This is a genomic window from Streptomyces hesseae, from assembly GCF_031845785.1.
Lineage (GTDB): Bacteria > Actinomycetota > Actinomycetes > Streptomycetales > Streptomycetaceae > Streptomyces > Streptomyces hesseae.
Window position 1 is genome coordinate 1 of the sequence record NZ_JAVRFI010000024.1, and the last position, 26,158, is coordinate 26,158.

The following is a 26,158-nucleotide window of genomic DNA, read 5'->3' on the forward strand; positions in this document are numbered from 1 at the left end:
CGCCGAAGGCGCGCAATTGGGCCGGGCCCCTGGGATCACCCAGGGGCCCGGCCCAATGTGTGCCGACGGTTCGCGAACCGTCAGTTGTCGTCCTCATCGATGAGGAACCCACGCATCGGCGAAGGCGCCTGCATCGGCTGCTGACCCTGCGGCCGCACCGGAGCCATCGGCTGCGTCATGGCCGGAGACATCTGCTGCTGACCGCCGTACGACGGGGCACCCGTCGACGGGCCGCCGTGGCCGCCCATGGACTGGTTGCCGCCCATGGAGTGACCGCCCATGCTCGCACCGGCCGAGGCCATCGACCCGCTCATCGAGGGGGCCGGCGGCAGCGACGCGGCGGCCGGGGTGCGCGGCGGGGCCAGCGAGTCGTCCGCCTGGTTCTCCAGCTGACGCAGCTGGCTCTCCAGGTAGGACTTCAGTCGCGTGCGGTACTCGCGCTCGAAGCCGCGCAGGTCCTCGACCTTGCGCTCCAGCGTGGCGCGGGCGGACTCCAGGGAGCCCATCGCGACACGGTGCTTCTCCTGGGCGTCCCGCTCCAGGGCGTCCGCCTTGGCACGGGCGTCCCGCTCCAGACCCTCGGCGCGGCTGCGGGCCTCGCCGACGATCTTGTTGGCCTCGGAACGGGCCTCCGCGATCGCCTGATCGGCCGTCTGCTGCGCGAGCGAGAGAACACGGGCCGCGCTGTCGCCGCCCGGACCCTGGCCCGGCTGCGGCAGCTGCGGTGCGCCCATGGGGGCGTTCTGTGCCATGGGGTTCTGCGCCATGGGGTTCTGACCCATCGGACCGTTCTGGCCCATCGGTCCGTTCTGCCCCATGGGGTTCTGCCCCATCGGTCCGTTCTGTCCCATGGGGCCGCCCATCGGGCCACCCATCGGACCGTTCTGTCCCATCGGGCCGGGACCGTGCGGACCCTGGGGACCGTGGCCGTGACCGCCCGGACCGGCCGGCAGCTGCGGGGCACCGCCCGGAAGCTGCGGCGGACCGCCCATCTGCTGCTGGTTCGGCGGCACCGGCTGCGGGCCCGATATGGCGGCGGGCACCGGAGCGCCGGGTCGCTGGTCCTGGGGCTCCGGCTTACGCATGTTCTGCTGCTGGTTCTGCGCGGCGGCACGCGTCGCGGCGGCCAGCTTGGCGCGCAGGTCCTCATTCTCCCGGAGCAGGCGGGTCAGTTCCGCCTCCACCTCGTCGAGAAAGGCATCGACCTCGTCCTCGTCATAGCCTTCTCGGAGGCGGACGGTCGTGAACTGCTTGTTCCGCACGTCCTCGGGGCTCAGCGGCATCTCTTCTTCACCTCAACGTAGTCGTCGGCAATCGGCAAGACCGTATCGTTCACAGCCGCGTTCACAGCCGGCTCACGACGGTGATCAGGATGTAGACGATGATCATCAGTACGAAGAAGGACAGGTCGAGCGCTACGCCCCCGAGACGCAGCGGCGGGATGACCCGCCGCAGAAGCTTGAGTGGCGGATCGGTGACAGTGTAGGTGGCCTCCAGGAGGACCACCATCGCCTTACCGGGTTGCCACGAGCGGGCGAACTGGAAGACGTAATCCATCACCAGCCGGAAGATCAGCACGATCAGGAAGCAGTACAGCGCGATGTAGATCACCTGCTGTGCGATGCCCATCCCGCGCTTCCCTCTCCCCTTGCTCGTACCTCGGCCTGACTGGCCGTTGTCCGGATTGCCCGGTGTTGCGTCTCAGCTCTGGTTGAAGAACCCACCCTCTGCGATGCGGGCCTTGTCCTCCGCCGTGACATCGACGTTAGCAGGCGACAGCAGGAACACCTTCTGTGTCACCCGCTCGATGCTGCCGTGGAGTCCGAAGACCAGACCGGCCGCGAAGTCGACAAGTCGCTTCGCATCGGTGTCGTCCATCTCGGTGAGATTCATGATCACCGGAGTGCCCTCACGGAAGTGTTCCCCGATGGTACGGGCCTCGTTGTAGGTCCGGGGATGCAATGTGGTGATGCGGTAGGGCTCCCGCTCGGACACAACCTTGGGCATGATCACCGGTGCGTTCTTCTCCAGAGAGTGGCGTTCGGGTGTGATGGACGACACGGGGGCGATTCGGGCGGGTCGTCCCGGTTCCGCTACGAGCGGAGCGGGTTCGCGCTGCGCGGGCGGCTGGGCGACTCGAACCGGTTCGTCCGATTGCGTCTGTTGTGCCGTGTGCGCCTGGTGTTGCTGCTGCCGGCGCCGGTCCGGCTCCGGCTCAGGTTCGAACTCGTCATCGGGGTCGAACCCCGGGCCGTCGTACCCATCGTCCTCCACGAGGCCGAGGTAGACCGCCATCTTGCGCATCGCGCCGGCCATTCTCCGCATCCTCCGCTCTGTGGTGGATCGGCTCCGTCAACGGCGCCCGGATCCACGCGGTCCGCCCGCCTTTTGGCGGGAATGACCATATTTTCTGCTGTGGTCCGACTTCCTGGCGACGTTACCCGAGCCGGGGTCGGACTCCGAGTACCGCTGAGCCGACACGTACATGTGTCGCACCGGCCGCCACGGCGTCCTCGAGATCCGCGCTCATCCCTGCTGACACCATGTTCGCAGTCGGATGAGCCGCGCGCAGGTCCGTTGCGATTTCCATCAGCCGGTCAAAAGCGGCTCTCGGCCTGCCCGCGAAGGGTCCGCTGAGCGGAGCGACCGTCATCAGCCCCGCCGGCCGCAGCCCTTCCGCCCCGGCGATCGCGTCGGCCAGGGCCGCCACGCCGTCGGGCGCGACACCTCCCCGTGTCCCGCGCTCCCCGGACTCCGCGTCGAGCGCCACCTGGATCAGGCAGTCGAGCTTGGTCTCCCGCCCGGCCCGGACGGCCGACTGGGACAGGGCCGTGACCAGTCGGTCCCGGTCAACGGAGTGCACCAGACCGGCGTAATCCACCACCGATCGGACCTTGTTTGTCTGCAACTGTCCGACGAAGTGCCAGGTAAGGGGCAGATCCGAGCACTCCGCCGCCTTGGGGGCGGCGTCCTGGTCGCGGTTCTCGCCGACGTGACGGACCCCCAGCTCCGCGAGGAGACGGACGTCGCTCGCGGGGTAGGTCTTGGTGATCACGATCAGGGTCACCTCGTTCCGCTGTCTGCCGGCCGAGGCGCAGGCGGAGGAGATACGTTCCTCCACACGGGCGAGGTTCTCGGCCAACTGGTCCTTGCGGTCCGTCATGACTGCTCCTCCAGCCACACATAGGAGGCCAGCCGTCCCGTGGTCCGCTCGCGCCGGTAGGAGAAGTGGTCGGCGGACTCCATCGTGCAGACGTCCGATCTGCCGACGCCCGTGACGCCCATTCGGCCGAGCTGGGCCGCTACCCCGTTCGCCACGTCCACCGCCGGGGTGCCCCGCCGGGTGGTGGCCCAGGATTCGGGCGCCGCCTCGGCGACCTCGGCGCGCATCGCCTCGGGCACCTCGTAGCAGCCGCCGCAGACCGAGGGGCCGATGTGTCCGACGATCCGGTCCGGCTCGGCGCCGAGCCGGAGCATCTCCGCGACCACCGCCGGGACCACCCCGGCGACCAGTCCCGGCCGCCCGGCGTGGGCGGCGCCCGTGATTCCGGCGACCGGATCGGCCAGGAGCACCGGGACGCAGTCGGCGGTGAGGACCGCGAGGGCCAGGCCCCGACGGGTGGTCACCACCGCGTCCACCGCCGGGATCTCGTCCGCCGGTCGCCCGTTCGCCGCCCAGGGCCCGTCCACCACGGCGACGTCGTTGCCGTGCACCTGGTTCATCCAGACGACGGCGGCCGGGTCGAGACCGAGGGCCTCGGCCGCCCGCCGGCGGTTGGTCCGGACGGCGGCCGGGTCGTCGCCGACCGCTCCGCCGAGGTTGAGCTCCGCATACGGAGCGGCGCTCACCCCGCCCCACCTGTCGGTGGAGGCGAAGTGCGCGCCGCTCGCGTGTGCCACGTGTTCTACGGGGGGCACTGTGTGCTGCTGCCCTATCACTCGGTGCCGTTCAGTGGTTCTTCGGTGTCACTTCGGGCTGGGTCGGCTTCAGGCCCGGTCGCCGGTGGACCGGTTCACTTCGGACTGCTCACTTGAGGAAGTCGGGAACGTCCAGTTCCTCGGCCGTCGAGTCCTGGTACGGACGGGCCGGCGGCACCTGCGGGGAGCTGACCGGCGGCGGGGGCACCTCGGCGACCGGCGACGGCTCGACCGCGGGCTCCTCGGTGCGCGGGGTCACGCCGCCGAGACCGCCGAAGGACGGGCGGGACGGCTCGGACTGTGCCGGGGCCTGCCGGCCGGGGGCGCCGACCTGGCTCTCCTCGCGGCCGGAGCCGTAGGAGGAGGAACCGCCGAGCACCTTGTCGCGGCTGCCCTTGGCCGGCGGCTGGCCGCCGTCGAAGCCGGCCGCGATGACCGTGACGCGGACCTCGTCGCCCAGGGCGTCGTCGATGACGGCACCGAAGATGATGTTGGCCTCGGGGTGGGCGGCCTCGCTGACCAGCTGCGCGGCCTCGTTGATCTCGAAGAGACCGAGGTCGGAGCCGCCGGAGATGGAGAGCAGCACACCGCGGGCGCCGTCGATGGACGCCTCCAGCAGCGGCGAGGAGATGGCCATCTCGGCGGCGGCCACGGCACGGTCGTCGCCGCGGGCCGAGCCGATGCCCATGAGGGCCGAGCCCGCCTCGGACATCACGGACTTGACGTCCGCGAAGTCCAGGTTGATCAGGCCCGGGGTGGTGATCAGGTCGGTGATGCCCTGGACACCGGAGAGCAGGACCTGGTCGGCCGACTTGAACGCGTCGAGCACGCTCACCTGGCGGTCCGAGATGGACAGCAGCCGGTCGTTGGGGATGACGATGAGGGTGTCGACCTCGTCGCGGAGGCTGGCGATGCCGTCCTCGGCCTGGTTCGCCCGGCGCCGGCCCTCGAAGGTGAAGGGGCGGGTGACCACACCGATCGTCAGGGCGCCCAGCGAGCGGGCGATGTTGGCCACGACGGGCGCGCCGCCGGTGCCGGTGCCACCGCCCTCGCCGGCGGTGACGAAGACCATGTCGGCCCCCTTGAGGACCTCCTCGATCTCCTCGCGGTGGTCCTCGGCCGCCTTGCGGCCGACATCGGGGTTCGCGCCGGCGCCGAGGCCGCGCGTGAGCTCCCGGCCGACGTCGAGCTTGACGTCGGCGTCGCTCATCAGCAGGGCCTGTGCATCGGTGTTGATCGCGATGAACTCGACGCCCTTGAGACCGACCTCGATCATCCGGTTGATGGCGTTCACGCCACCGCCGCCGATACCGACGACCTTGATGACTGCGAGGTAGTTCTGCGGTGCTGCCACGTCGAAGGCCTCTCGCCTCGAGTTACGTATGCCTGGGGGCGGTTCTCAATGCCGACCCGAACCCTAACGTTGAAGTTTAGGGTTACCGGTGTCACTGTTCCCTGGGTTCTCTGAAGCAGGACACTAAGTCGACAAGCGGCGGCGCTTCAACGAACACGCCGAACCTCCCGTTTTTCTTTTCACCCTATGTGATCACCCATAGCCGTAGCCAACCAGGGTGCTGGCCAGCCGGGAACGACGTCAACTCCCGGACACCGCAGGCGCCGCCGGGGCGCTCACATCGAAGTGTTTCGCGCCCCCCGCGGCTTTGAGGAGCGCGACGAGCGTACGGGCCTTCGCCTCGCCCCGCTCACCACTGCCCCAGGCGATCGTCCGATCATCCGTCAGCTCCACGGTGATGGAGTCGTAGGAGCGCACCCGGATGGCCCTGGTGTCCCGGCGCACCTCGGCGGGCAGGTCGGCGGCGACGCGGGCGGCCTCGCGCTCCAGCCGCTCCACGCCGAACCGGCGGCCGGCGGACGGGCCGGAGCTCTCCACCACGAGCCGGGGCACCCCGGGCACGGCTTGATCGACTGTGGCGAAGCGCACTCCGCTGCCGTCGATTTCAATAAACTTCCCGCTCTTTTCGAGCAGGACCTTGGGGCGTCGTTCGGTCACTTTCAGACCGATCGCGTGCGGCCAGGAACGTACGACGTCCACCGACTCGATCCGCTTCAGCCGGGTCAGCAGCCGTTCCTCGATGGCGTCGGTGTCCACGGACGCCAGGGGGTCGCCCAGCGGCACCCGGGCCGCCTCGCGCACCTGTGCGGCCGTCAGCACCGTGGTGCCGCTGACCTCCACGCGGGTGACGCGCAGCCAGCCGGAGCCGTAGAGCACCCAGATGGCGGCGGCGCCGGACAGCAGGCTGACGACCGCCCAGACGAGCGGTCCGCGCACGCCGGAGCGGAGGCGGGAGCGGGGGCCGCCCGGGCCGCTCCGGCGGGGCGCGCGGCCCCGCCGGGGCGTGCCGGAGGACGGTGACCGGGACGGCTTGGGCCGCCTGGGCGATCCGGAGGACCCGGAAGACCTCGCGGCCCCGGAGGACTTGGACTTGCCGTTCTTAGCGGCCCCACGCCGGGCGGTCGTCGGTCCGGCCACGTTCCCCAGCCTCCTGCTCCTACGGGCCGTCAGCCCGCTCTGCGTGCGGCGATCGCCTCGTACACCATGCCGACCAGCAGCTCGTCGGCGTCGCGCCGGCCGAACTCGGCGGCGGCCCGGGACATGTCGTACAGCCGGTGCGGATCGGACAGCACCGGAAGCACATTGGACGTCACCCACTCGGGGGTGAGCTCGGCGTCGTCGACCAGCAGGCCGCCGCCCGCCTTGACCAGCGGCTGGGCGTTGAGCCGCTGCTCGCCGTTGCCGATGGGCAGCGGGACATAGGCCGCCGGGAGGCCGACGGCGGACAGCTCGGCGACGGTCATCGCGCCCGCGCGGCAGAGCATCATGTCGGCCGCGGCGTACGCGAGGTCCATCCGGTCTACATACGATACCGGGATATAGGGCGGCATTCCGGGCATGTTGTCGACGCGCGGCAGTTCGTTCTTCGGACCCACCGCGTGGAGCACCTGGATGCCCGCGCGCTGGAGGAACGGGACGACGTTCTGGACGACCTCGTTCAGCCTGCGGGCGCCCTGCGAGCCGCCGGAGACCAGCAGCGTGGGCAGGTTGGGGTCGAGCCCGAAGGCGGCCCGGGCCTGGGGGCGCATGGCGGCCCGGTCCAGGGTCGCGATGGTGCGGCGCAGCGGGATGCCGACGTAGCGGGCGTTGCGCAGCTTGCTGTCGGGGGTGCTCACGGCGACCCCGGCGGCGTAGCGCGAGCCGATCTTGTTGGCCAGGCCGGGGCGGGCGTTGGCCTCGTGGACGATGATCGGCACGCCGAGCCGCTTGGCGGCCAGGTAGCCGGGCAGTGCCACATAGCCGCCGAAGCCGACCACGCAGTCCGCCTTGGTGCGCTCCAGGATCTGCTCGGCGGCCTTGATGGTGCCGCGCAGCCGCCCGGGGACGGTGATCAGCTCCGGGGTGGGCTTGCGGGGCAGCGGTACGGCGGGGATCAGCCCCAGCTCATAGCCCCGCTCGGGCACCAGCCGGGTCTCCAGGCCGCGCTCCGTGCCCAGCGCTGTGATCCCCACGGTCGGGTCCTGCCTGCGCAGGGCGTCCGCGAGGGCGAGCGCGGGCTCGATGTGTCCGGCGGTTCCTCCGCCGGCGAGTACGACATGCACCGAAATTCACCGCTCTCCGGACGGTCGCTTCTTGACGCGCCGTCTCATCGTCTTCCATCTCACCCCAGGCTGCCGCATGGCCAGCGCCGCCCGCGCACCGGGTTCGTCGCGCGCGAAGGCGATGAGCAGTCCGATGGCGAACATGGTCGGCAGCAGGGCTGACCCTCCGTAGGAGAACAGCGGGAGCGGGACACCGGCGATCGGCAGCAGGCCGAGCACCGCACCGATGTTGACCACGGCCTGGGCCGTGATCCAGGTGGTCACGCCTCCCGCGGCGTACCTCACGAAGGGGTCCTCCGTGCGTCCGGCCACGCGGATACCCGCATAGCCTAGAGCCGCGAACAGGGCGAGTACCGACAGCGTCCCCGCGAGACCCAGCTCCTCGCCGGTGATGGCGAAGATGAAGTCCGTGTGCGGCTCGGGTAGTTCACCCCATTTTTCCACACTCGCCCCGAGTCCGGCACCGAACCAGCCACCGTTGGCCAGCGCGTAGATGCCGTGGACGGCCTGCCAGCACTGGTCGTGGTCGCCCGGGTCCGTGGCCCCGATGCACTCCAGCCGGGACATCCGGTTCGCGCTGGTCTTGATGAAGAGTACGGCGAGGGCGGCGGTGACTCCGAACACCCCGGAGAAGAGCCGGGTGGGGGCGCCCGCCACCCACAGCAGGCCGAGGAGCACCGCGGTGAGGACCACGGTGGTGCCCATGTCGCCGCCGAGCATGATCAGGCCCAGCAGCAGGAAGGTGACCGGCACCAGCGGCACCAGCAGGTGCTTCCACTGGGTGAGGAGCTTCTTGGAGTGCTTGCGGGCGAGCAGGTCGGCGCCCCACAGCACGAGCGCGAGCTTGGCGAACTCGCTGGGCTGCATCTGGAAGGGCCCGCCGAGCGAGATCCAGTTGGTGTTGCCGTTGATGGTCTCGCCGATGCCGGGCACCTGGACCAGGCAGAGCAGGAAGACCGAGACGGCCAGCAGCGGGTAGGCCAGGGCGCGCAGCAGCCGGACCGGTGTGCGGGCGGCGGCGAGCAGCAGGACGGTGCCGATGGCGGCGGCCAGCAGCTGTTTGCGGAAGAAGTAGCTGGGGGCCAGGCCGTTCTGGAGGGCCTTGATCTGGGAGGCGGAGTAGACCATCACCAGGCCGAGCACGGTGATCAGCAGGGAGCCGCCGAGCACCAGGTAGTACGCGGTCAGCGGCCGGTCCCAGGCGCGCCTGGCGCGGGCGTGGAGGCCCCGCAGACCGCCGCCCCGGCCCCGGGGGGGCCGCCGGGGCGCGGGGGAGCGCCCGGACCCGCCACGGGCCGCCGGGCGGGGCGCCCGTACGGACCGGGAGCCCGCCGCGGGCCCGCGCAGGGCCGTCCACACGCCGGCCGGTGTCAGCATGTCGTCCGCGTGCATCCGGGTCGCCTCCGCTGTCTCCCGCGCCGTCCGGCCGCGTCGCCGGGCCGGATCGCCGCGCTCGTCGGTTGCGGGCGCGGCGCCCGGCCGCGGGGACCGGCGGGCTACGCGTCCTTGCCGCGGCCGGCCGCCAGGGCCCGCACCGCCTCGGCGAAGGCCTCGCCGCGCTCGTTGTAGTTGGTGAACATGTCCATCGACGCACAGGCCGGGGCCATGAGGACGGTGTCCCCCGGGCCGGCGAGCCGCGCCGCCTCACGGACCGCCTCGGCCATCGCCCCAGTGTCGGTCCGGTCGAGGTCCACCACCGGCACATCCGGGGCGTGTCGCGTCAGGGCTTCCCTGATCAGCGCCCGGTCGGCCCCGATCAGGACGACTCCGCGCAGCCGCTTCGCGGCGGAGGCGGCCAGGTCGTCGAAGGTGGCGCCCTTGGCGAGGCCGCCGGCGATCCACACGATCGACCCGTACGCCGCGAGCGACGCCTGGGCGGCGTGGGTGTTGGTGGCCTTGGAGTCGTCCACGTAGGCGACGCCGTCGACGTCGGCGACGTGGGCGATGCGGTGGGCGTCGGGCCGGAAGGCGCGCAGGCCGTCGCGGACGGCCGCGGCCTCCACGCCGAAGGCGCGGGCCAGGGCGGCGGCGGCCAGGGCGTTGGCGATGTTGTGCGGGGCCGGCGGGTGGACGTCGGAGACCTCGGCCAGCTCCTGGGCCTGCTGGTGGCGGTTTTCCACGAAGGCGCGGTCGACGAGCAGGCCGTCGACGACGCCGAGCATGGAGGGGCCGGGGGCGCCGAGGGTGAAGCCGATGGCCCGGCAGCCCTCCTCGACGTCGGCCTGCTCCACCAGGCGCTCGGTGCGCGGGTCCTCGACGTTGTAGACGCAGGCGATCTCGTTGCCCTCGTAGATCCGGCCCTTGTCGGCGGCGTAGGCGCGCATGGAGCCGTGCCAGTCGAGGTGGTCGGGGGCGAGGTTGAGCACGGCCGCGGAGTGGGCGCGCAGCGAGGGCGCCCAGTGCAGCTGGTAGCTGGAGAGCTCGACGGCGAGCACGTCGTGGGGCTCGTCGCCGAGCACCACGTCGATGATCGGGGTGCCGATGTTGCCCACGGCGGCCGTGCGCAGCCCGGCGGCCTTCAGGATGGAGGCGAGCATCTGCACGGTGGTGGTCTTGCCGTTGGTGCCGGTGATCGCCAGCCAGGGCGCGGCGTCCGGGCCGCGCAGCCGCCAGGCGATCTCGACGTCGCCGACCACGTCCACGCCCGCCTCGGCGGCGGCCGCGAAGAGCGGGCTGTCGGGCTTCCAGCCGGGCGAGGTGACGACGAGGTCGGTGCCCTCGGGCAGGGTGTCGGCGTCGGCGAGGCGGACGGTGATCCCGGCGGCCTCCAGGGCGGCCGCGCGCTCGCGCAGGGCCTCGCCGTCGCCACCGTCGACGACGGTGACGGTCGCGCCGAGGCCGGCCAGGGCGCGGGCGGCGCTGACGCCGCTCACGCCGAGGCCGGCGACGGTGATGTGCTTGCCGCTGAACTCCGCGGTGCTCACTTGATGGCCAACCATCCGGCGTAGAAGATTCCGAGTCCGACGGCCACGCACAGGCCCTGGATGATCCAGAAGCGGACCACCACAAGGACTTCGCTCCACCCCTTGAGCTCGAAGTGGTGCTGGAGCGGGGCCATCCGGAAGACGCGCTTCCCGGTCATCCGGAACGAGCCGACCTGGATCACCACGGACATGGTGATGAGGACGAACAGACCGCCCAGGAGGGCGAGCAGCAGCTCGGTGCGGGAGCAGATCGCCAGGCCCGCGAGGGCGCCGCCGAGGGCGAGCGAGCCGGTGTCACCCATGAAGATCTTGGCGGGCGAGGTGTTCCACCACAGGAAGCCGAAGCAGGAGCCCATCAGGGCCGAGGCGACCACGGCGAGGTCGAGCGGGTCGCGCACCTCGTAACAGGCGGCGCCGGCGGTGAGCGAGTTGCCGCACCACTGGCCGTGCTGCCAGGTGCCGATGAAGACGTACGCGCCGAAGACCATCACGGAGGCGCCGGTGGCCAGGCCGTCGAGGCCGTCGGTGAGGTTCACGCCGTTCGACATCGCGAGGATCATGAACAGCGCCCAGATCACAAAGATCACGGGGCCGACGGACCAGCCGAAGTCCTGGGTGAAGGACAGCCGCGTGGAGGCCGGGGTCTGGCCCCGGGTGTCGGCGAACTGGAGCGCGAGGACGGCGAAGGCGATACCGACGATCAGCTGGCCGGCCATCTTCGCCTTGGCGCGCAGACCGAGGCTGCGCTGCTTGACGATCTTGATGTAGTCGTCGAGGAAGCCGACCAGACCCATGCCGGCGGTCAGGAAGAGCACCAGCAGGCCCGAGGTCGTCGGCGAGTGGCTGGTGATCACCTTCGTCAGGGCGTACGCGATCAGCGTGGCCAGGATGAAGGCGATGCCGCCCATGGTGGGCGTGCCCTTCTTCCCGGCGTGGCCGCGGGGGCCGTCGTCGCGGATGAACTGGCCATAGCCCTTGCGGGCGAGGAACTTGATCAGCAGCGGGGTGCCGATGAGGGTCAGGATCAGACCGATGACACCCGCGAAGAGGATCTGGTTCATCAGCCGGCGACCTCGCCGTCGACCGCGAGCAGCGCCTCGGCCACCCGCTCCAGCCCCGCCGACCGGGACGCCTTCAACAGCACGACGTCTCCCGGGCGCAGCTCACTGCGCAACAGGTCGACGGCCGCCTGCGCGTCGGACACGTGCACCGACTCCTCACCCCACGAACCCTCGTTATAGGCGCCCATCTGCAACCAGGCCGCTTCCCTGCCCCCGACTGCCACGAGCTTGCCGACATTGAGCCGGACGACCAGCCGTCCGACCGCGTCGTGCTCGGCGAGTGACTCCTCGCCCAGCTCGGCCATCCGACCGAGTACTGCCCACGTCCGTCCACCCCTAGCCCGGGCGGCTTCGCCCATCGCGGCCAGCGCGCGCAGCGCCGCTCGCATGGATTCGGGGTTCGCGTTGTAGGCGTCGTTGACGATCGTCACGCCGTCCGCGCGCTCGGTGACCTCCATGCGCCAGCGGGAGAGCTGGCCCGCCCCGGAGAGCGCGGCGGCGATCTCCGCTACGGGCATGCCCAGCTCATGGGCGACGGCGGCCGCGGCGAGCGCGTTCGACACGTGGTGCTCACCGTACAGCCGCATGGTCACGTCGGCGCACCCGGTGGGTGTGTGAAGCGTGAAGGAGGGCCGGCCGAAGTCGTCGAGCCGGACCTGCTCCGCCCGGACGTCCGCGTCCGGGGCCTCGCCGAAGAGGAGCGTACGGGCCTTGGTGCGGGCGCTCATGGCGCGGACCAGGGGGTCGTCGGCGTTGAGCACGGCGACGCCGCCCTCGTCGGCGGCGGGCAGCACCTCGACCAGTTCGCCCTTGGCCTCGGCGATCGCCTCGCGGCCGCCGAACTCGCCGATGTGGGCGGTGCCGACGTTGAGGACGAGGCCGACGCGGGGCGGGGTGAGCCCGGCGAGGTACCGGATGTGGCCGATGCCCCGGGCGCCCATCTCCAGCACGAGGTGACGGGTGTCGTCGGTCGCCATCAGGGCCGTGACCGGCAGGCCGATCTCGTTGTTGAAGTTGCCGGGCGTCCACACGGTCGGGCCGAGGCGCTCCAGCAGCTGGGCGATCAGGTCCTTGGTGCTGGTCTTGCCGGCCGAGCCGGTGAGGCCGACGACGGTGGCGCCGAGCCGCTCCACCACGGCGCGGGCGAGGGCGCCCAGTGCCTCGACGACGTCGGGGACGACGATCGCGGGTACGCCGACGGGCCGAGCGGCCAGTACGGCCGCCGCGCCCGAGGCGATGGCGCGCTCGGCGTAGTCGTGGCCGTCGACACGGTCGCCGGGCAGCGCGGCGAAGAGGCTGCCGGGCCGCACCTCACGGGAGTCGATCACGACCGGGCCGGTGGCGATGAGCCCCGGGTCCGGTATGTCGTGCTGCTGTCCGCCGACGATCGCGGCGATCTCGGCGAGGGTCAGTGCGATCACCGGAGGTCACCTCCTGCCGTTCGGGGGAGCTGCCGGGGGGAGGGTTGTGCGCGCATGGCGGTTGGTCATCCCTGATCGTTCCGGTGCGTGGTGGCCGCCTGCCGGTGCTCGATGGCCTCGCGCAGCACCTGGCGGTCGTCGAAGGGGCGTACCACTCCGGCGATGTCCTGGCCCTGTTCGTGGCCCTTGCCGAGGACCAGGACGGTGTCGCCGGGTTCGGCGCGGGCGACGGCGGCGGCGATGGCGGCGGCGCGGTCCTCCATCAGGAGGACGGTGCCGCGCTCGGCGGCGGGCACCTCGGCGGCGCCCGCGAGCATGGCGGCGAGGATCGCGAGGGGATCCTCGGAGCGGGGGTTGTCGGAGGTCAGCACGGCCGTGTCGGCGAGGCGGGCCAGCGCGCGGCCCATGGGGGCGCGCTTGGTGGTGTCGCGGTCGCCGCCGCAGCCGAGCACGGCGTGGACGCGGCCGCTGCCGACCGCGCGCAGGGCGCGGAGAACCGATTCGACGGCGTCCGTCTTGTGGGCGTAGTCGACGACGGCCAGGTAGGGCTGGCCCGCGTCCACGCGCTCCAGCCGGCCGGGGACGCCGGGGACGGCCGCGACGCTGTCGGCGGCCGCCTGCGGCTGCGCACCGGCGGCGACGAGCGCGACGATCGCGGCCAGGGCGTTGGCGACGTTGAACGGGCCGGCGAGCGGCGCCCTGGCGGTCACGGAGACGCCCTCGGGGCCGAGCACGGTGAAGGTGGAGTCGAACGGGCCGATCTCGACGTCGGCGGCGCGCCAGTCGGCGTCCTCGCGGCCCTCGGCGGAGAAGGTGATCACCGGGACCTCGGACTCGCCCGCGGCGAGTCGGCGGCCGTACTCGTCGTCGGCGTTGACCACGCCGAGGCGGCTGCGCTCCTTGGTGAACAGCTCCGCCTTGGCGGCGAAGTAGTCCTCCATGCCCGAGTGGAACTCCATGTGCTCGGGGCTGAGGTTGTTGAAGACGGCGACGTCGAAGACGCAGCCGTCGACGCGGCCGAGCCGCAGGGCGTGGCTGGAGACCTCCATGGCGAGCGAGCGGACGCCGCGCTCGCGCATCACCGCGAACAGCGCCTGGAGGTCGGTGGCCTCGGGGGTGGTGCGCTCCGACTTGATCCGCTCGTCGCCGATGCGGGACTCCACGGTGCCGATCAGGCCGGTGGGGCCGCCCATGGCGCGCAGGCCGCCCTCGATCAGGTAGGCGGTGGTGGTCTTGCCGGAGGTGCCCGTGATGCCGACGGTCAGCAGCTCGCGGGCGGGCTCGCCGTAGATCGTGGCGGCCAGGGCGCCCATGCGCTCGCGCGGCGCGGCCACGGTCAGCACGGGCAGGCCGGTGGCGGCGGCGCGCTCGGCGCCCGCCGGGTCGCTCAGCACGGCGGCGGCGCCGAGGCCCGCGGCCTGCGCGGCGAAGTCCGCGCCGTGGAAGCGGGCGCCGGGCAACGCAGCGTAGACGTCGCCCGGGCGGACGGCGCGCGAGTCATGGGTGATCCCGGTGACCGCGACGGCCTCCGCGCCCTCGGGGGCGGCGATGCCCAGCTGAGCGGCCAGCTCCGTGAGGGGCACGGGGCTGACCCGGGTGGGGCGGGGCGCTCCCGGGGACACGGCGGGCGTGTCCTGGGAGGTGGTGTGGGACTGATCAGCGTGGGGCACGGCGGTGAGCGTACCGGGCGCACCCGCCTCGTCGCGAAGCGAGGGGCGTCGCCGGCCGCGGTTCCCCGGGTCGGGAGTGATCGTCGTCACGGCCGGCCCGGCTCACTCGTAGCTCACCGGCAGCCGCGGCGGCCGGGTGCCCGACGGGGGCACCTGGAGGGTCTTCAGCGCGAACTCCATGACCTGCTTGAAGACCGGACCGCAGACCTGGCCGCCGAAGTAGCTGCCCTTGGTGGGGTTCTGGATGGCGCAGTAGACGGTGATCCGGGGCTGGTCGGCGGGGGCGAAGCCGGCGAAGGAGGCGGTGTAGCCGTGGTAGCGGCCGGTGGTGGGGTCCACCCGGTTGGACGTGCCGGTCTTGCCCGCGACCCGGTAGCCGGGGATCTTCGCCTTGGTGCCGGTGCCCTCCTGGTCGTCGACGACCGACTCCAGCATCTCCGACAGCTGCCGGGCGGTCTTCTCGCTGATCACCCGGGTGCGCGGGGACGTCTGGGCGGGGGTGAAGCGGCCGTCGGGCCCCTTGGTGCCGCGCACCAGGGAGGGCTGTACGCGCTCGCCGCCGGCCGCGATGGTGGAGTAGACGGAGGCGGCCTGGACGGCGTTGAGGGACAGGCCCTGGCCGAAGGGGATGGTGTAGGCCCGCGAGGACTTCCATTCCCCCGGCCTGGCCAGCAGGCCGGGCGTCTCCCCGGGGAAGCCGAGGCCGGTGGGGCGGCCGATGCCGAACTTGCGGAGGTAGGTGTAGAGGACCTCGTTGGCCTCCTCCCGGGTCTTGCCCAGCTGCTCGCTGGCCAGGATGGTGCCGATGTTGCTGGACTTGGCGAGCACTCCGTTGAGGGTCAGGTGCCAGGTGGGGTGGTCCACGTCGTCGGCGAAGGCCCGGTCGGCGCGCGGCAGCCGGTTGGGGACCTCCACATGGGTGTCGGGCGTGGCGACGCCCTCCTCCAGCACGGCCGCCATCGTCATGATCTTGCTGACGCTGCCGGGCTCGTAGGCGTCCTGGAGGGCGGCGTTGCCCAGTGCGGAACGGTCGGCGTGCTCCAGGTCGTTGGGGTCGTAGCCGGGGGCGTTGGCCATGGCCAGGATCTGGCCGCTGCGGGTGTCCTGGACGACGACGTAGCCCCGGTCCGCGCCGGAATCGCGCACCTGCTTGGCGACGGCGTTCTGGGCCGCCCACTGGATGTCGCGGTCGATGGTCAGCTCCACGTCGGAGCCGGGCACGGCGGCCTGTTCCTTCATGTCGCCGGTGGGCACCTGCCGGCCGCCGGACTGGGCGTAGACGCGCTTGCCGTTCTGGCCGGCGAGGGTCTCCTCCAGCTGGGCCTCCAGGCCGCCGCTGCCCCGGCCGTCGCCGTTGACGAAGCCCAGCAGGCCGGCGGCCAGCTCGCCGTTGGGGTAGACGCGCTTGCTGTGCGACTCGCGGTTCACCCCGGCCAGGACGTTGACGCCCTGCTTGCGGCGGGCCTTCTCCTGCTGTGCCTTCTTCAGGTCCGCGATCTTCTTCCAGACCTGCGGGGTCTGCCGGCGGGCCAGTACGACGTACTTCGACTTGGGGTTGGCGGTGAGCTTCTCCGTCAGGACGCCCGCGTCCTCGCCGAGGACGGGGGCCAGCAGCTTGGCGGCCTGCGCGGCCGCGCCCTCGGCCTTGATCCGCTCGGGGGTGAGCAGGTCGGGGGCGGCGGTGATGTCGTAGGCGTCGACGGTGGTGGCCAGGTCCACACCGGTGCGGTCGGTGATGGCGCCGCGCTCGGCGGCCAGCGTCACCGGGATGTAGCGGTTGACGTTGGCGCGGGCCGCGTAGGCGCTGGCGTCGACGGCCTGCACCTGGAGCAGCCGGACCGTGAAGACCAGCAGGACGAGCGTGAGCCCCACGCCGATCGCCCGCAGCCGGGGCCGGGGGTTGCCCAGCCGCAGGGAGCGGTCACCGGGGCGGGGGCGCGCCGGCCGGGCGACGGGACGCGCGGGCCCGGGAACCGGGCGGCGGGGCTGCCTGGGCGCCGTCACGACTCACCTACCTGACCTGTTGGGGGTTCCCGCCCACCGGGGCCGGGGGGAGGGCCGGGTTGGGACGTGCCGGCGCGGGGGCGTCGGCGGGCCGCCCGGCGGCCGGGGGCCGCGCGGGGGCCTGTACCGCCGGGGCCGGCGCTTCCCCGCCGCGGAGCACGGCGGGCGGCGGCCCGGGGGTGGCCGGGGCGACGAGGGGGTCGGGGGCCAGCGGGGGCAGGCCACGGGGCTCGGGGGGCGCGAAGGCCGCCGGGTCGGCGGGGTTGGCGGTGGTCGCGGGGGCGGGGGCGCCCTTGACCGTGCCGTCGGGCAGCAGGAAGGCGGGGCTGCCGCCGGGGATCATGCCCAGCTCCCGGGCGCGGCGCTCCAGCGCGTCCGGGGCGGCGAGCTGGTCGACCTCCTGCTGGAGCGCCTGCTGCTCGTCGGTCAGTTCTGTGGTGGTGCGCTGGAGCCGGCTGAGCTCGAAGGAACCCTGGTTGAGGGAGGAGTTCAGCAGCAGCAGCGAGATGAGGCCGGAACCGAGGAGCACCACGACCAGCAGGACGAACGGCGTGCGTTTCGCTCCCGCGGGCCCGGCGGGCAGCAGCCGCACCAGGCGGCCGCCCCGGCGTCCGGCCGGGCTCACCGGACGTCCTCGCGGATGCGTTCGGCGCCGCGCAGCCGGGCGGGGGCGGCCCGCCGGTTCTCGGCGATCTCCTCTTCCGTGGGCAGCTCGGCACCGCGCGTCAGCAGCTTCAGGCGCGGCTGGTAGCGCTCGGGCACCACCGGCAGCCCGGGCGGCGCGGTGCTCGTGGCGCCGGCGGCGAAGACGCTCTTGACGATGCGGTCCTCCAGCGACTGGTAGGACAGCACCGCGATCCGGCCACCGACGGCCAGGGCCGCGACGGCGGCCGGGATGGCCGCCTCCACGCTGGCCAGCTCGGCGTTGACCTCGATGCGCAGCGCCTGGAAGGTGCGCTTGGCGGGGTTGCCGCCGGTGCGCTTGGCGGCCTGCGGCAGGGCGTCGCGGATCAGCTCGACGAGGCGGGCGCTGTTGCTGAAGGGCTCCTTCTCCCGCTCGCGGACGATGGCCGAGACGATGCGTTTGGCCTGCTTCTCCTCGCCGTACTGGCGCAGGATGCGCACCAGCTCGCCCGGCGGGTAGGTGTTGAGGACCTCGGCGGCGCTGACGCCGGTCGTCTGGTCCATGCGCATGTCCAGCGGGGCGTCCTGCGCGTAGGCGAAGCCTCGGTCGGCCTCGTCGAGCTGCATGGAGGAGACGCCGAGGTCGAAGAGGACGCCCTGGACCTTCGGGATACCCAGCCGCTCCAGCACCTCGGGCAGCTCGTGGTAGACGGCGCGCACCAGCGTGGCGCGGTCGCCGTAGGGGGCGAGCCGCTCGCCGGCGAGCGCGAGCGCGGTGGGGTCGCGGTCGAGGGCGACGAGCCGGGCGTCGGGGAAGGTCTTGAGCAACGCCTCGCTGTGCCCGCCGGCGCCGAGGGTGCAGTCGACCACGACGGCTCCGGGCGCGGTCAGCGCGGGGGCGAGCATGTCCAGGCAGCGCTGGAGCATGACGGGGACGTGTCGCGCGTTGCTGCTCATGCGCCCTTCTGAGATATGGGAGAGGCGCGGCGCCGCGTACCGCCGGGTCCCCGCCCGCTCGAAGGGGAACGGACGTTCCGGCGCCGGGGAAGTGACGCCGGGCGACCGGGAGCGGGAGGAGGCCGAGGGGTACGTACGCACCGTGCCACGTGGTGGTTCTTCGGTTCCGGGGAGCGTTCCGGGGAGCGTCACGCCTCCCACTTCGCGCCACTTTAGTCCACTGGTCCTCGCGGTCAATCAACCGGCCGGTGCGTGCGCGTCCAACCGCCCGCGCGGCGGGGACCACCCGGCGGAACGACCAGCTCCGGACAGCGGCCGGGCGGCGGCCGGGCGGGCTCGGTGAACGGCCGGTTACCGGGCGCTGCCCTGGTCAGGGACGCCCGCGCGTGCGCGGCGGCCGGGCAGCGGCTACGTTCATCCCTATGCCGATATCCGCGTCACCGTCGCACACTCCCGGCTCCGGCCAGGGCCGTACGGGCACCTCGGAGCCCACCGTCACCGACCGGCTGGTGGAGGCCAATGACCGGTACGCAGCCGCGTTCACCGACCCGGGCATGGACGCCCGGCCCGTGCTGAAGGTCGCCGTGGTCGCGTGCATGGACGCCCGTCTCGACCTCCACGCCGCCCTGGGCCTGGAACTGGGCGACTGCCACACCATCCGCAACGCGGGTGGTGTCGTCACGGACGACATCATCCGTTCCCTCACCATCAGCCAGCGCGCCCTGGGCACCCGCTCGGTCGTGCTGATCCACCACACCGGCTGCGGTCTGCTGGACCTCACCGAGGACTTCCGGCACGAGATCGAGGCCGAGGTCGGCCAGCGGCCGGCGTGGGCCGTGGAGGCGTTCAAGGACCTCGACCAGGACGTCCGCCAGTCCATGCAGCGGGTGCGGACCTCGCCGTTCCTGCCCCACCGCGACGACGTGCGGGGCTTTGTCTTCGACGTGACGACCGGCCTGCTGCGCGAGATCGACCCGAGCTCCTGACCGCAAGGCCTGTGGACGACCGGTGCGGCGCGCGCCGACCAGTTGTCCACAGGCGGTGACGCCGCGCCGTGCGGACGGCCAGAATGCGTAGGGACGCCCGGTCGCCACGCGGCCCCGGGTGCCACAGCGGGGTGGGCCGGGCCATGCGCCGCCGGAGGTTCCGGCGGGCCCCCGGCCCTGGTGAAGGGCCGAGGAGGGCCGGGTGACGACCTATGACGAGCGAGCCAGCCATGGGAGTCCTGGGGGTCCGCCCGCTCCGGCGGAGCCGGGGGGAGCGGCGGGGCTGACCGCCACCGCGGAGCGGGTACGCCGCTCGGTGGAAAGCGTGATCGAGGGCAAGCCGGAGGTCGTCCGGCTGGCGCTGACCGTGCTGCTCGCCGAGGGACACCTGCTGATCGAGGACGTGCCGGGCGTGGGCAAGACGATGCTCGCCAAGGCGCTGGCCCGGTCCGTCGACTGCTCGGTGCGGCGCATCCAGTTCACCCCGGACCTGCTGCCCTCCGACATCACCGGTGTGAGCGTCTACGACCAGCAGCGCCGCGACTTCGAGTTCAAGCCCGGCGCGATCTTCGCGCAGATCGTCATCGGCGACGAGATCAACCGCGCCTCGCCCAAGACGCAGTCGGCGCTGCTGGAGTCGATGGAGGAGCGCCAGGTCACCATCGACGGGCACACCTATGAGCTGCCCAGCCCCTTCATGGTCGTGGCCACGCAGAACCCGGTCGAGATGGAGGGCACGTACCCGCTGCCCGAGGCCCAGCGCGACCGCTTCATGGCCCGGGTGTCCATCGGCTACCCGGGCCCGGAGGCCGAGCTGCGGATGCTGACCACCCACGGCGCGCTCTCCCCGCTGGACGACCTCCAGCCCGTCGCCCACGCCCACGAGATCGTCAAGCTGATCGACGCGGTCCGCGCCGTGCACGTCGCCGAGTCCGTGCTGCGCTACGCGGTGGACGTGGTCGGCGCCACCCGGCAGCACCCCGAGCTCAGACTCGGCGCGTCGCCGCGCGCGACACTGCATCTGCTCCGGGCGGCGAAGGCCGCGGCCGCGCTGGCCGGGCGGGAGTTCGCCCTGCCCGACGACGTCCGGGCGCTGGCGGTGCCGGTGCTCGCCCACCGGCTGCTGCCCACGGCGCAGGCCCAGCTCGGCCGGCGCACCGCCGAGCAGATCGTCGTGGACATCCTGCGGCGCACCCCGCTGCCCGACCCGTTCGGCCAGCAGCCTCCGGGCGCCCGGAGGCTGTGATGCCCGCCCCGGGCGGCCCGCCCGACGACGGTGAGGCCCGCGGCGGTGAGGCCCGTGGCGGGCTGTGGGCGGCGTTCGGCGGGCTGACCACCCGGGGGCGCTCCTTCCTGGCGGCGGGCGTGGCCGCGACGGCCTGCGCCTATGTGCTGGGCCAGGAGAACCTGCTGCGGGTGGGGCTGCTGCTGGCCGTGCTGCCCGTGGTGTGCGTGGTGGTCCTCCACCTCACCCGGCACCGGGTCACCGGCAGCCGCCGCCTCGCGCCCGCGCGCGTGCCCGCCACCGCCGAGGCCCGGGTGAGCCTGCGCGTCGACAATGTCTCGCGGCTCCCCACGGGCCTGCTGATGCTCCAGGACCGGGTGCCCTACGTACTGGGCCCGCGCCCCCGCTTCGTCCTGGACCGGATGGAGCCGGGCGGGCGGCGCGAGGTCTCCTACCGGGTCCGCGCCGATCTGCGCGGCCGCTACCCCCTGGGCCCGCTCCAGCTGCGGCTGACGGACCCGTTCGGGATGTGCGAGCTGACCCGGGGCTTCAGCGCGTACGACACCCTGACCGTCGTGCCGCGCGTCGACCGGCTGCCTCCGGTGCGCCTGGGCGGCGAGGCGGCGGGCCACGGCGACGGCCGGTACCGCGTCCTCGCCCTCGCCGGGGAGGACGACGTCATTCCGCGCGGCTACCGGCACGGCGACGATCTGCGCCGGGTCCACTGGCGCTCCACCGCCCGCTACGGCGAGCTGATGGTGCGCCGCGAGGAACGGCCGCGGCGCGCGCACTGCACGGTGCTGCTGGACACCCGGGCCGTCGCCTACGAGGGCGCCGGGCCCGACTCGCCCTTCGAGTGGGCCGTCTCGGGGGCGGCCTCGGTGGCGTCGCACCTCCTGGAGCGGGGCTTCACGGTCCGGCTGCTGACCGACACGGGCAGCTCCCTGCCGGGCCACGACGCCCCCGGCGGCTACGCGAGCTCCTCCCCCGACCCGTCCGGCGCCGCCGGCCTGATGCTGGACGCCCTCGCCGTGATCGACCACTCCGAGGACACCGACCTGTCCCCCGCCCACGAGGCACTGCGCGGCGCCGACGGGGAGGGCCTGCTGGTGGCGTTCCTGGGCGACCTGGACGAGGCCCAGGCGGCACTGGCCGCCCGGATGCGCCCACGCGGCGGCACGGCGGTCGCCTTCGTCCTGGACGCGGCCGCCTGGGCGGGCGCCCCCGAGGGCGGCCCGGCCCGGCGCGCGGCCGACGAGCGGCTGCGCGTCCTGCGCGACGCGGGCTGGACGGCCCTGCCCGTCGCCCCGGGCACGGCACTGCCCGACCTGTGGCGGCTGGCGGCCTCGCCGGGAGCGATGGGTGCGCCGGGCGAGGCCTATGGCACGGCGGCCGTGCCGGGGACAGTGGACGGATGGCCGACGTATGGGGCGGACGGGGTGTGGGCGCCGGGTGCCGGCGCGGCGGGCCGCCGCCCCGGTGCCGACACCGGCCTGGTGGGCGGCCTGGGCGGGCCGGATGGTGTGACGGGCCCGGCGGCCGCGGCGGAATACGGCTACGGCTCGGCGGCGGGCTCCCCGAGCGGTATGCCCGGCGCGCCGGGTGCCGGCGCGGCGGGCCGTGGCCCGGGGCCGGGTGCGACGACGGACGTCCGTCCGGGGCCGGGCGCCGAGCCTGCGGCGGGTGGCGCGGCGGCCTCCGCTACGGCCGGGGGCACACGGGAGCCGAAGCAGTGAGCGGCGCGGCACAGACCGGGGCAGCCCCCAAGGCAAGCGGCAGCGGCGAAGCGGGGGGCCGGGCGTGAGTGGGCGGGTGCGGTTGGCGGTTTGTGGGGTGCTGGCCACGCTGGGGGCGGCCTGCGCGATGCTGCCCCTGGTCGACCGGACCGTGTGGATCCTCCAGGCCGCGTTCCTGCTGTGCGTCCAGACGGCGGTCGGCGTGGCGGCACGCCGGGTGCCGCTGGCCCGCTGGCTGACGGTCGCGGCGCAGGCCCTGGTCGCCCTGCTCCTGCTCACACTCGTCTTCGCCCGCGAACGGGCCGTCGGCGGGGTGCTGCCGGGCCCCGACGCCTTCGAGGAATTCAGCCGGCTGCTGCGGCAGGGCGTGTCCGACGTCGGGCAGTACGCCATCCCCGCGCCCGCGACGACCGCCATCCGGCTGCTGCTGATCGGCGGCGTCCTGGTGGTCGGGCTGGTGGTGGACGCCCTGGCGGTCACTTTCCGCGGCGCCGCCCCGGCGGGCCTGCCCCTGCTCGCGCTCTACTCGGTCGGCGCCGGGCTGTCCAAGGGCAGCGCGGACTGGCTGTGGTTCCTCGCGGCGGCGGCCGGCTATCTGCTGCTGCTCCTGGCCGAAGGCCGGGACCGGCTCGCGCGCTGGGGCAGGGTGTTCGGCGGCACGGGCGGCGCCCCGCCCGGCGCCGCCGCGGGCCTCGCGGCGGGCGGCGGCCCGGCCCTGGCCCCGGTGCGCACCGGGCGGCGCATCGGGGCGCTCGCGCTGGGGCTCGCCCTGGCGCTCCCGGTCGCGCTGCCCTCGATCGACGGCGGGCTGCTGGCGGCGCGCGGCACGGGCGATGGCCCCGGCTCCGAGGGCGGCACCATCTCCGCGGTCAACCCGCTGGTGTCGCTCCAGAACAGCCTCAACCAGCCGGAGAACCGGGAGCTGCTGCGCTACCGCACGTCCGCGCCGTCCGTCCAGGACCTGTACCTGCGCATCGTCGCCCTCGACCGGTTCGACGGTGCGTCATGGCGCGCCTCCGAGCGGCGCATCACCGATGTGCCCGACCCGCTGCCCACCCCCGCCGGCCTGGCCGCCGGGGTCCGTACGGCCCGGATCGGCGTCTCCGTCGCGGCCTCCGACGGCTACGGCCAGAACTATCTGCCCCTGCCGTATCCGGCCGAGCGGGTGCGGGTGCCGGGCCAGTGGCGGTACGAGCCGGAGGGCCGGGCGCTGGTCGGCGACCACGGCCAGACCACGCGAGGCGTGCGCTATCAGGTGTCGGGGCTGCTCGTGGAGCCGACGTCCGCTCAGCTCGCGGCCGCTCCCGCGCCCCCGGAGCAACTGCTGCGCGAATACACGCGGGTGCCCTCCGTGATGCCCAAGGTCGTGGCGGACACGGCCCGGAAGGTGACCGCCGGCGCCACCGACTCCTACCAGCAGGCGGTGAAGCTCCAGGACTGGTTCGCCGCGAGCGGTGGCTTCCGCTATGACACGGAGGTGCGTTCGGGCAGCGGCCCCGACGCCATAGCGCGCTTCCTGGAGGAGAAGCAGGGCTTCTGCGTCCACTTCTCCTTCGCCATGGCCGCCATGGCGAGGACGCTGGGCATCCCCGCGCGCGTGGCCGTCGGCTTCACCCCGGGCACCCCGCAGCCGGACGGCACGGTGTCGGTCGGCACCAAGGACGCGCACGCCTGGCCCGAGCTGTACTTCGAGGGCGCCGGGTGGACGCGGTTCGAGCCCACTCCGAGCCGTGGCACCCCGCCCGAGTACACGGTCGCGCAGGCTCCTGCCGCCCCCGACCCGGGCGTCCCGGCCCCGGAGCCCGGCCGGACCAGAGCGCCGCAACCGGCACCCTCGGCGAACGGCGGCTGCCCGCCCGAGCTGAAGAAGCTCGACGGCTGCCCCGGCGCCGTCCAGCGGGCGGAGACCGGCGAAGTCTCCGGCGGTACGTCGCCGCTCGCCCTGGCCGGCGTCCTCGTGGCCGCGCTGGCCGCCCTGCTGCTGCCCACGCTGCCCCATCTGTGGCGGAGACGGACCCGCGCCCGGCGGCTCGACGGCCGGGCCGGCCCGCGCCCGCTGGCCGCCTGGCGCGAGCTGACCGACTCCGCGTGGGACTACGGCATCCCGCCGGACGACTCCCTGACCCCCAGGATGGCGGCGGCCCGCATCGTCCGGGACGCCCGGCTGGCCGGGCCGCCGGCGGAGGCGGTGGGGCGGCTGGCGACGGCGGTCGAGCAGGCGCTCTACGCTCCGTCGCCGCAGCCGACCGAGGCGGCGGCCGTCGCCGACGTCGAGGCCGCGCGGGCGGGGCTGCGGGCCTCTGCGGGGCGCCGGGCGCGGGTGCGGGCGGTTGTGGCGCCGCGGTCGGCGGTGCGGGTTGTCTGGGCGTGCGGGACGGTCTGGGCGAGGGCGGGTGCGCGCCTGCGGCGGGCCATTCCCCGATCCCGCCCCTTCCCGCCGTAATCGATATGCGGCTCCGCCGCGTGTCCTCACTCCCCCAGCTACCGCTGGGAGGTGCCCCCACGGGCTGAAATCAGCCCCGCATACGCCCGTGGGGCCAGGACATCCGTCCCGGCCCCACGCGTAAAGACAAAGCGGGCTAGTGCCCCTGCTCATCCCGTCGTCGCTGCCACCGCTGTTCGATGCGGTCCATCATGCCGCGCCGGCGGCCGACCGGCCGCCGTGCCATGCCCGCGGGCCCACCGGGCCCGCCGACGCGCCGGACACCGGGCCTCGGCGCCTTGCGCCAGCCCGTCACCGCGAGGACGGCGCAGCCCAGCATGACGAGGAAGCCCGCCACGCTGATCCAGATCCGCTGGGTGACCATTCCGGCCATGAGGAGCGCGATGCCCACCAGAAAACCCGCGACCGCCTGGTAGACCCGTCGCCGGGTGTACGTGCGCAGGCCGCTGCCCTCGAGCGCCGTGGCGAACTTGGGATCTTCGGCGTACAGCGCTCGCTCCATCTGCTCGAGCATGCGCTGCTCGTGCTCCGAGAGCGGCACGGAGTCCTCCTACTCGTCGGTCGCGGGGGGCGACCGGGTGCGACCCTTTCAGGATAGGCAGGGAATCGCCCCCGTGAAACCCGCCCCTCTGCGCCAATTCGGCCACCGGCCCCGGGGTGGCGATCGATGCCGTCGGGACGTACATTCCCTGCCTGCCGATCGGCCATGCCGGACGGTGTCCCCCGATCATACGGGGCGAACGAGCTGATCGGGTGGGGTCTGTCCGAGGGGTGGAGTCAGTCCCGCTCGGCCAGGACGTGCAGCTGGGTGGCGATGGAGTGGAAGGCCGGCAGTTCGGCCGCGGCGGCCTCCAGTCGCAGCAGCGCGTCCAGCGCGCCGGGCTCGTGGTCGACGAGCACGCCGGGCACCAAGTCGGCGAAGACGCGCACGCCGTGCACCGCGGAGACTTCCAGGCCCGCGTCGCCGACGAGGCCGGAGAGCTGCTCGGCGCTGAAGCGGCGGGTGAGCGGGTCGCCGGCGCCCCAGTGGCCGGAGGGGTCGGCGAGGGCCTGGTGGGCCTCGGTGAAGTGCCCGGCGAGGGCGCGGGCGAGCACGGCGCCGCCGAGGCCGGCGGCGAGCAGGCTGAGGGTGCCGCCCGGGCGGAGCGCCGCGACGACGTTGCGGACGCTGTCGGCGGGGTCCTCGACGTACTCCAGCACGCCGTGGCAGAGCACGACGTCGAAGCCGCCGCGGTCGACGACGTCGAACAGGCCGTGCGCGTCGCCCTGGACACCTCGTACCCACTCGGCGACCCCGGCCTCGGCGGCCCTGCGCTCCAGCGCGAACAGCGCGTTGGGGCTGGGGTCGACGACGGTGACGTGGTGGCCGAGCCGGGCGAGCGGCACCGCGAACTTGCCGGACCCGCCACCGGTGTCGAGGATCTCCAGGGCCTCCCGGCCGGCGGCCTTGACCCGGCGGTCGAGGGCGTCCTTCAGGACCTCCCAGACCACGGCGGTACGGAGGGACGCCCGGGGGCGCAGCGGGTCTGACACGGCGGGTGACTCCTCGGCGGGTGACTGACGTCGGGCGGCAC

The 26,158-nt window shown here is 73.4% G+C and carries 21 protein-coding genes and 1 pseudogene; 4 read left to right on the forward strand and 18 right to left on the reverse strand.

The features are described 5' to 3' along the window. Positions 1-80 precede the first annotated feature (80 nt). The 16 genes from RM609_RS27630 to rsmH all read right to left on the reverse strand — a co-directional run bounded on the left by RM609_RS27630 (position 81) and on the right by rsmH (position 18,194). Positions 81-1,283: a DivIVA domain-containing protein gene (locus RM609_RS27630; protein WP_311614300.1), complete on the reverse strand. Its 1,203-nt coding sequence runs from the start codon at positions 1,281-1,283 to the stop codon at positions 81-83. A gap of 61 nt (positions 1,284-1,344) precedes the next feature. Continuing rightward, positions 1,345-1,629, reverse strand: a complete 285-nt coding sequence (locus RM609_RS27635) for a YggT family protein (RefSeq protein ID WP_086567466.1) — start codon at positions 1,627-1,629, stop codon at positions 1,345-1,347. Positions 1,630-1,701: 72 nt separating this feature from the next. After that, the gene (locus RM609_RS27640) at positions 1,702-2,316 is read right to left on the reverse strand and encodes a cell division protein SepF (protein WP_126913729.1); all 615 of its coding nucleotides are present in this window, start codon (positions 2,314-2,316) and stop codon (positions 1,702-1,704) included. Positions 2,317-2,437: 121 nt separating this feature from the next. Then, the gene (locus tag RM609_RS27645) at positions 2,438-3,163 is read right to left on the reverse strand and encodes a YggS family pyridoxal phosphate-dependent enzyme (protein ID WP_311614301.1); all 726 of its coding nucleotides are present in this window, start codon (positions 3,161-3,163) and stop codon (positions 2,438-2,440) included. Next, positions 3,160-3,939, reverse strand: a complete 780-nt coding sequence (pgeF, locus tag RM609_RS27650) for a peptidoglycan editing factor PgeF (RefSeq protein WP_438828551.1) — start codon at positions 3,937-3,939, stop codon at positions 3,160-3,162. Before pgeF ends, RM609_RS27645 begins: the two co-directional genes overlap by 4 nt. 88 nt (positions 3,940-4,027) lie before the next feature. Next, positions 4,028-5,272, reverse strand: a complete 1,245-nt coding sequence (gene ftsZ / locus RM609_RS27655) for a cell division protein FtsZ (RefSeq protein WP_311614303.1) — start codon at positions 5,270-5,272, stop codon at positions 4,028-4,030. Positions 5,273-5,512: 240 nt separating this feature from the next. Then, positions 5,513-6,409, reverse strand: a complete 897-nt coding sequence (locus RM609_RS27660; RefSeq protein WP_438828552.1) for a cell division protein FtsQ/DivIB — start codon at positions 6,407-6,409, stop codon at positions 5,513-5,515. A gap of 29 nt (positions 6,410-6,438) precedes the next feature. Further along, positions 6,439-7,533 carry an undecaprenyldiphospho-muramoylpentapeptide beta-N-acetylglucosaminyltransferase gene (murG, locus tag RM609_RS27665; protein ID WP_311614305.1) on the reverse strand — a complete coding sequence of 365 codons (1,095 nt, stop codon included), beginning with the start codon at positions 7,531-7,533 and terminating at the stop codon, positions 6,439-6,441. Positions 7,534-7,539: 6 nt separating this feature from the next. After that, positions 7,540-8,925 carry a putative lipid II flippase FtsW gene (gene ftsW, locus RM609_RS27670; RefSeq protein ID WP_311614306.1) on the reverse strand — a complete coding sequence of 462 codons (1,386 nt, stop codon included), beginning with the start codon at positions 8,923-8,925 and terminating at the stop codon, positions 7,540-7,542. Between the two features lie 104 nt (positions 8,926-9,029). Next, entirely contained in the window at positions 9,030-10,472 is a 1,443-nt protein-coding gene (gene murD / locus RM609_RS27675) for a UDP-N-acetylmuramoyl-L-alanine--D-glutamate ligase (RefSeq protein WP_311614307.1), read from the reverse strand. Next, positions 10,454-11,518 (reverse strand): phospho-N-acetylmuramoyl-pentapeptide-transferase, encoded by a 1,065-nt coding sequence (gene mraY / locus RM609_RS27680; protein WP_311614308.1) that lies wholly within the window; start codon positions 11,516-11,518, stop codon positions 10,454-10,456. The genes murD and mraY overlap by 19 nt, the downstream gene beginning before the upstream one ends. Continuing rightward, positions 11,518-12,939, reverse strand: a complete 1,422-nt coding sequence (locus tag RM609_RS27685; protein WP_311614309.1) for a UDP-N-acetylmuramoyl-tripeptide--D-alanyl-D-alanine ligase — start codon at positions 12,937-12,939, stop codon at positions 11,518-11,520. The genes mraY and RM609_RS27685 overlap by 1 nt, the downstream gene beginning before the upstream one ends. Positions 12,940-13,004: 65 nt before the next feature. Further along, positions 13,005-14,699: a UDP-N-acetylmuramoyl-L-alanyl-D-glutamate--2,6-diaminopimelate ligase gene (locus RM609_RS27690; protein WP_311614310.1), complete on the reverse strand. Its 1,695-nt coding sequence runs from the start codon at positions 14,697-14,699 to the stop codon at positions 13,005-13,007. 12 nt (positions 14,700-14,711) lie between these two features. Beyond that, positions 14,712-16,613: a peptidoglycan D,D-transpeptidase FtsI family protein gene (locus tag RM609_RS27695; protein WP_311614311.1), complete on the reverse strand. Its 1,902-nt coding sequence runs from the start codon at positions 16,611-16,613 to the stop codon at positions 14,712-14,714. A 7-nt stretch (positions 16,614-16,620) separates the two neighbouring features. Continuing rightward, positions 16,621-17,238, reverse strand: a complete 618-nt coding sequence (gene ftsL, locus RM609_RS27700; RefSeq protein ID WP_311614312.1) for a cell division protein FtsL — start codon at positions 17,236-17,238, stop codon at positions 16,621-16,623. After that, positions 17,235-18,194, reverse strand: coding sequence for a 16S rRNA (cytosine(1402)-N(4))-methyltransferase RsmH (gene rsmH / locus RM609_RS27705; RefSeq protein WP_311614313.1), 960 nt, complete (start codon positions 18,192-18,194; stop codon positions 17,235-17,237). Before rsmH ends, ftsL begins: the two co-directional genes overlap by 4 nt. Before the next feature lie 422 nt (positions 18,195-18,616). Here rsmH and RM609_RS27710 point away from each other — a divergent pair, with 422 nt between their 5' ends. From RM609_RS27710 to RM609_RS27725, 4 genes and pseudogenes are all read left to right on the forward strand, one after another. Next, positions 18,617-19,180, forward strand: coding sequence for a beta-class carbonic anhydrase (locus RM609_RS27710; RefSeq protein WP_311614314.1), 564 nt, complete (start codon positions 18,617-18,619; stop codon positions 19,178-19,180). Between the two features lie 202 nt (positions 19,181-19,382). Next, positions 19,383-20,426 carry an AAA family ATPase gene (locus RM609_RS27715; RefSeq protein WP_438828553.1) on the forward strand — a complete coding sequence of 348 codons (1,044 nt, stop codon included), beginning with the start codon at positions 19,383-19,385 and terminating at the stop codon, positions 20,424-20,426. Then, a pseudogene (locus RM609_RS27720) lies at positions 20,426-21,787 on the forward strand (DUF58 domain-containing protein); the annotation flags it as partial. The gene RM609_RS27715 and the pseudogene RM609_RS27720, both read left to right, overlap by 1 nt. A gap of 418 nt (positions 21,788-22,205) precedes the next feature. After that, positions 22,206-24,584, forward strand: a complete 2,379-nt coding sequence (locus tag RM609_RS27725) for a transglutaminase TgpA family protein (RefSeq protein WP_311614315.1) — start codon at positions 22,206-22,208, stop codon at positions 24,582-24,584. A 136-nt stretch (positions 24,585-24,720) separates the two neighbouring features. Here RM609_RS27725 and RM609_RS27730 read toward each other — a convergent pair whose 3' ends face one another. Both RM609_RS27730 and RM609_RS27735 read right to left on the reverse strand, forming a co-directional pair. Next, a complete protein-coding gene (locus RM609_RS27730) occupies positions 24,721-25,125 on the reverse strand; it encodes an SCO2097 family morphological protein (RefSeq protein WP_311614316.1) in 405 nt (134 codons plus the stop codon). Between the two features lie 236 nt (positions 25,126-25,361). Beyond that, complete coding sequence (locus RM609_RS27735; protein WP_311614317.1) at positions 25,362-26,117, reverse strand: methyltransferase; 756 nt, start codon at positions 26,115-26,117, stop codon at positions 25,362-25,364. Between the last annotated feature and the right edge of the window lie 41 nt (positions 26,118-26,158).

What these genes read in the sequence shown, in the direction of transcription:
- RM609_RS27630 (WP_311614300.1), bottom strand. Translation starts at nt 1,283, where the DNA reads ATGCCGCTGAGCCCCGAGGACGTGCGGAACAAGCAGTTCACGACCGTC.
- RM609_RS27635 (WP_086567466.1), bottom strand. Translation starts at nt 1,629, where the DNA reads ATGGGCATCGCACAGCAGGTGATCTACATCGCGCTGTACTGCTTCCTG.
- RM609_RS27640 (WP_126913729.1), bottom strand. Translation starts at nt 2,316, where the DNA reads ATGGCCGGCGCGATGCGCAAGATGGCGGTCTACCTCGGCCTCGTGGAG.
- RM609_RS27645 (WP_311614301.1), bottom strand. Translation starts at nt 3,163, where the DNA reads ATGACGGACCGCAAGGACCAGTTGGCCGAGAACCTCGCCCGTGTGGAG.
- ftsW (WP_311614306.1), bottom strand. Translation starts at nt 8,925, where the DNA reads ATGCACGCGGACGACATGCTGACACCGGCCGGCGTGTGGACGGCCCTG.
- murD (WP_311614307.1), bottom strand. Translation starts at nt 10,472, where the DNA reads ATGGTTGGCCATCAAGTGAGCACCGCGGAGTTCAGCGGCAAGCACATC.
- mraY (WP_311614308.1), bottom strand. Translation starts at nt 11,518, where the DNA reads ATGAACCAGATCCTCTTCGCGGGTGTCATCGGTCTGATCCTGACCCTC.
- rsmH (WP_311614313.1), bottom strand. Translation starts at nt 18,194, where the DNA reads ATGAGCAGCAACGCGCGACACGTCCCCGTCATGCTCCAGCGCTGCCTG.
- RM609_RS27710 (WP_311614314.1), top strand. Translation starts at nt 18,617, where the DNA reads ATGCCGATATCCGCGTCACCGTCGCACACTCCCGGCTCCGGCCAGGGC.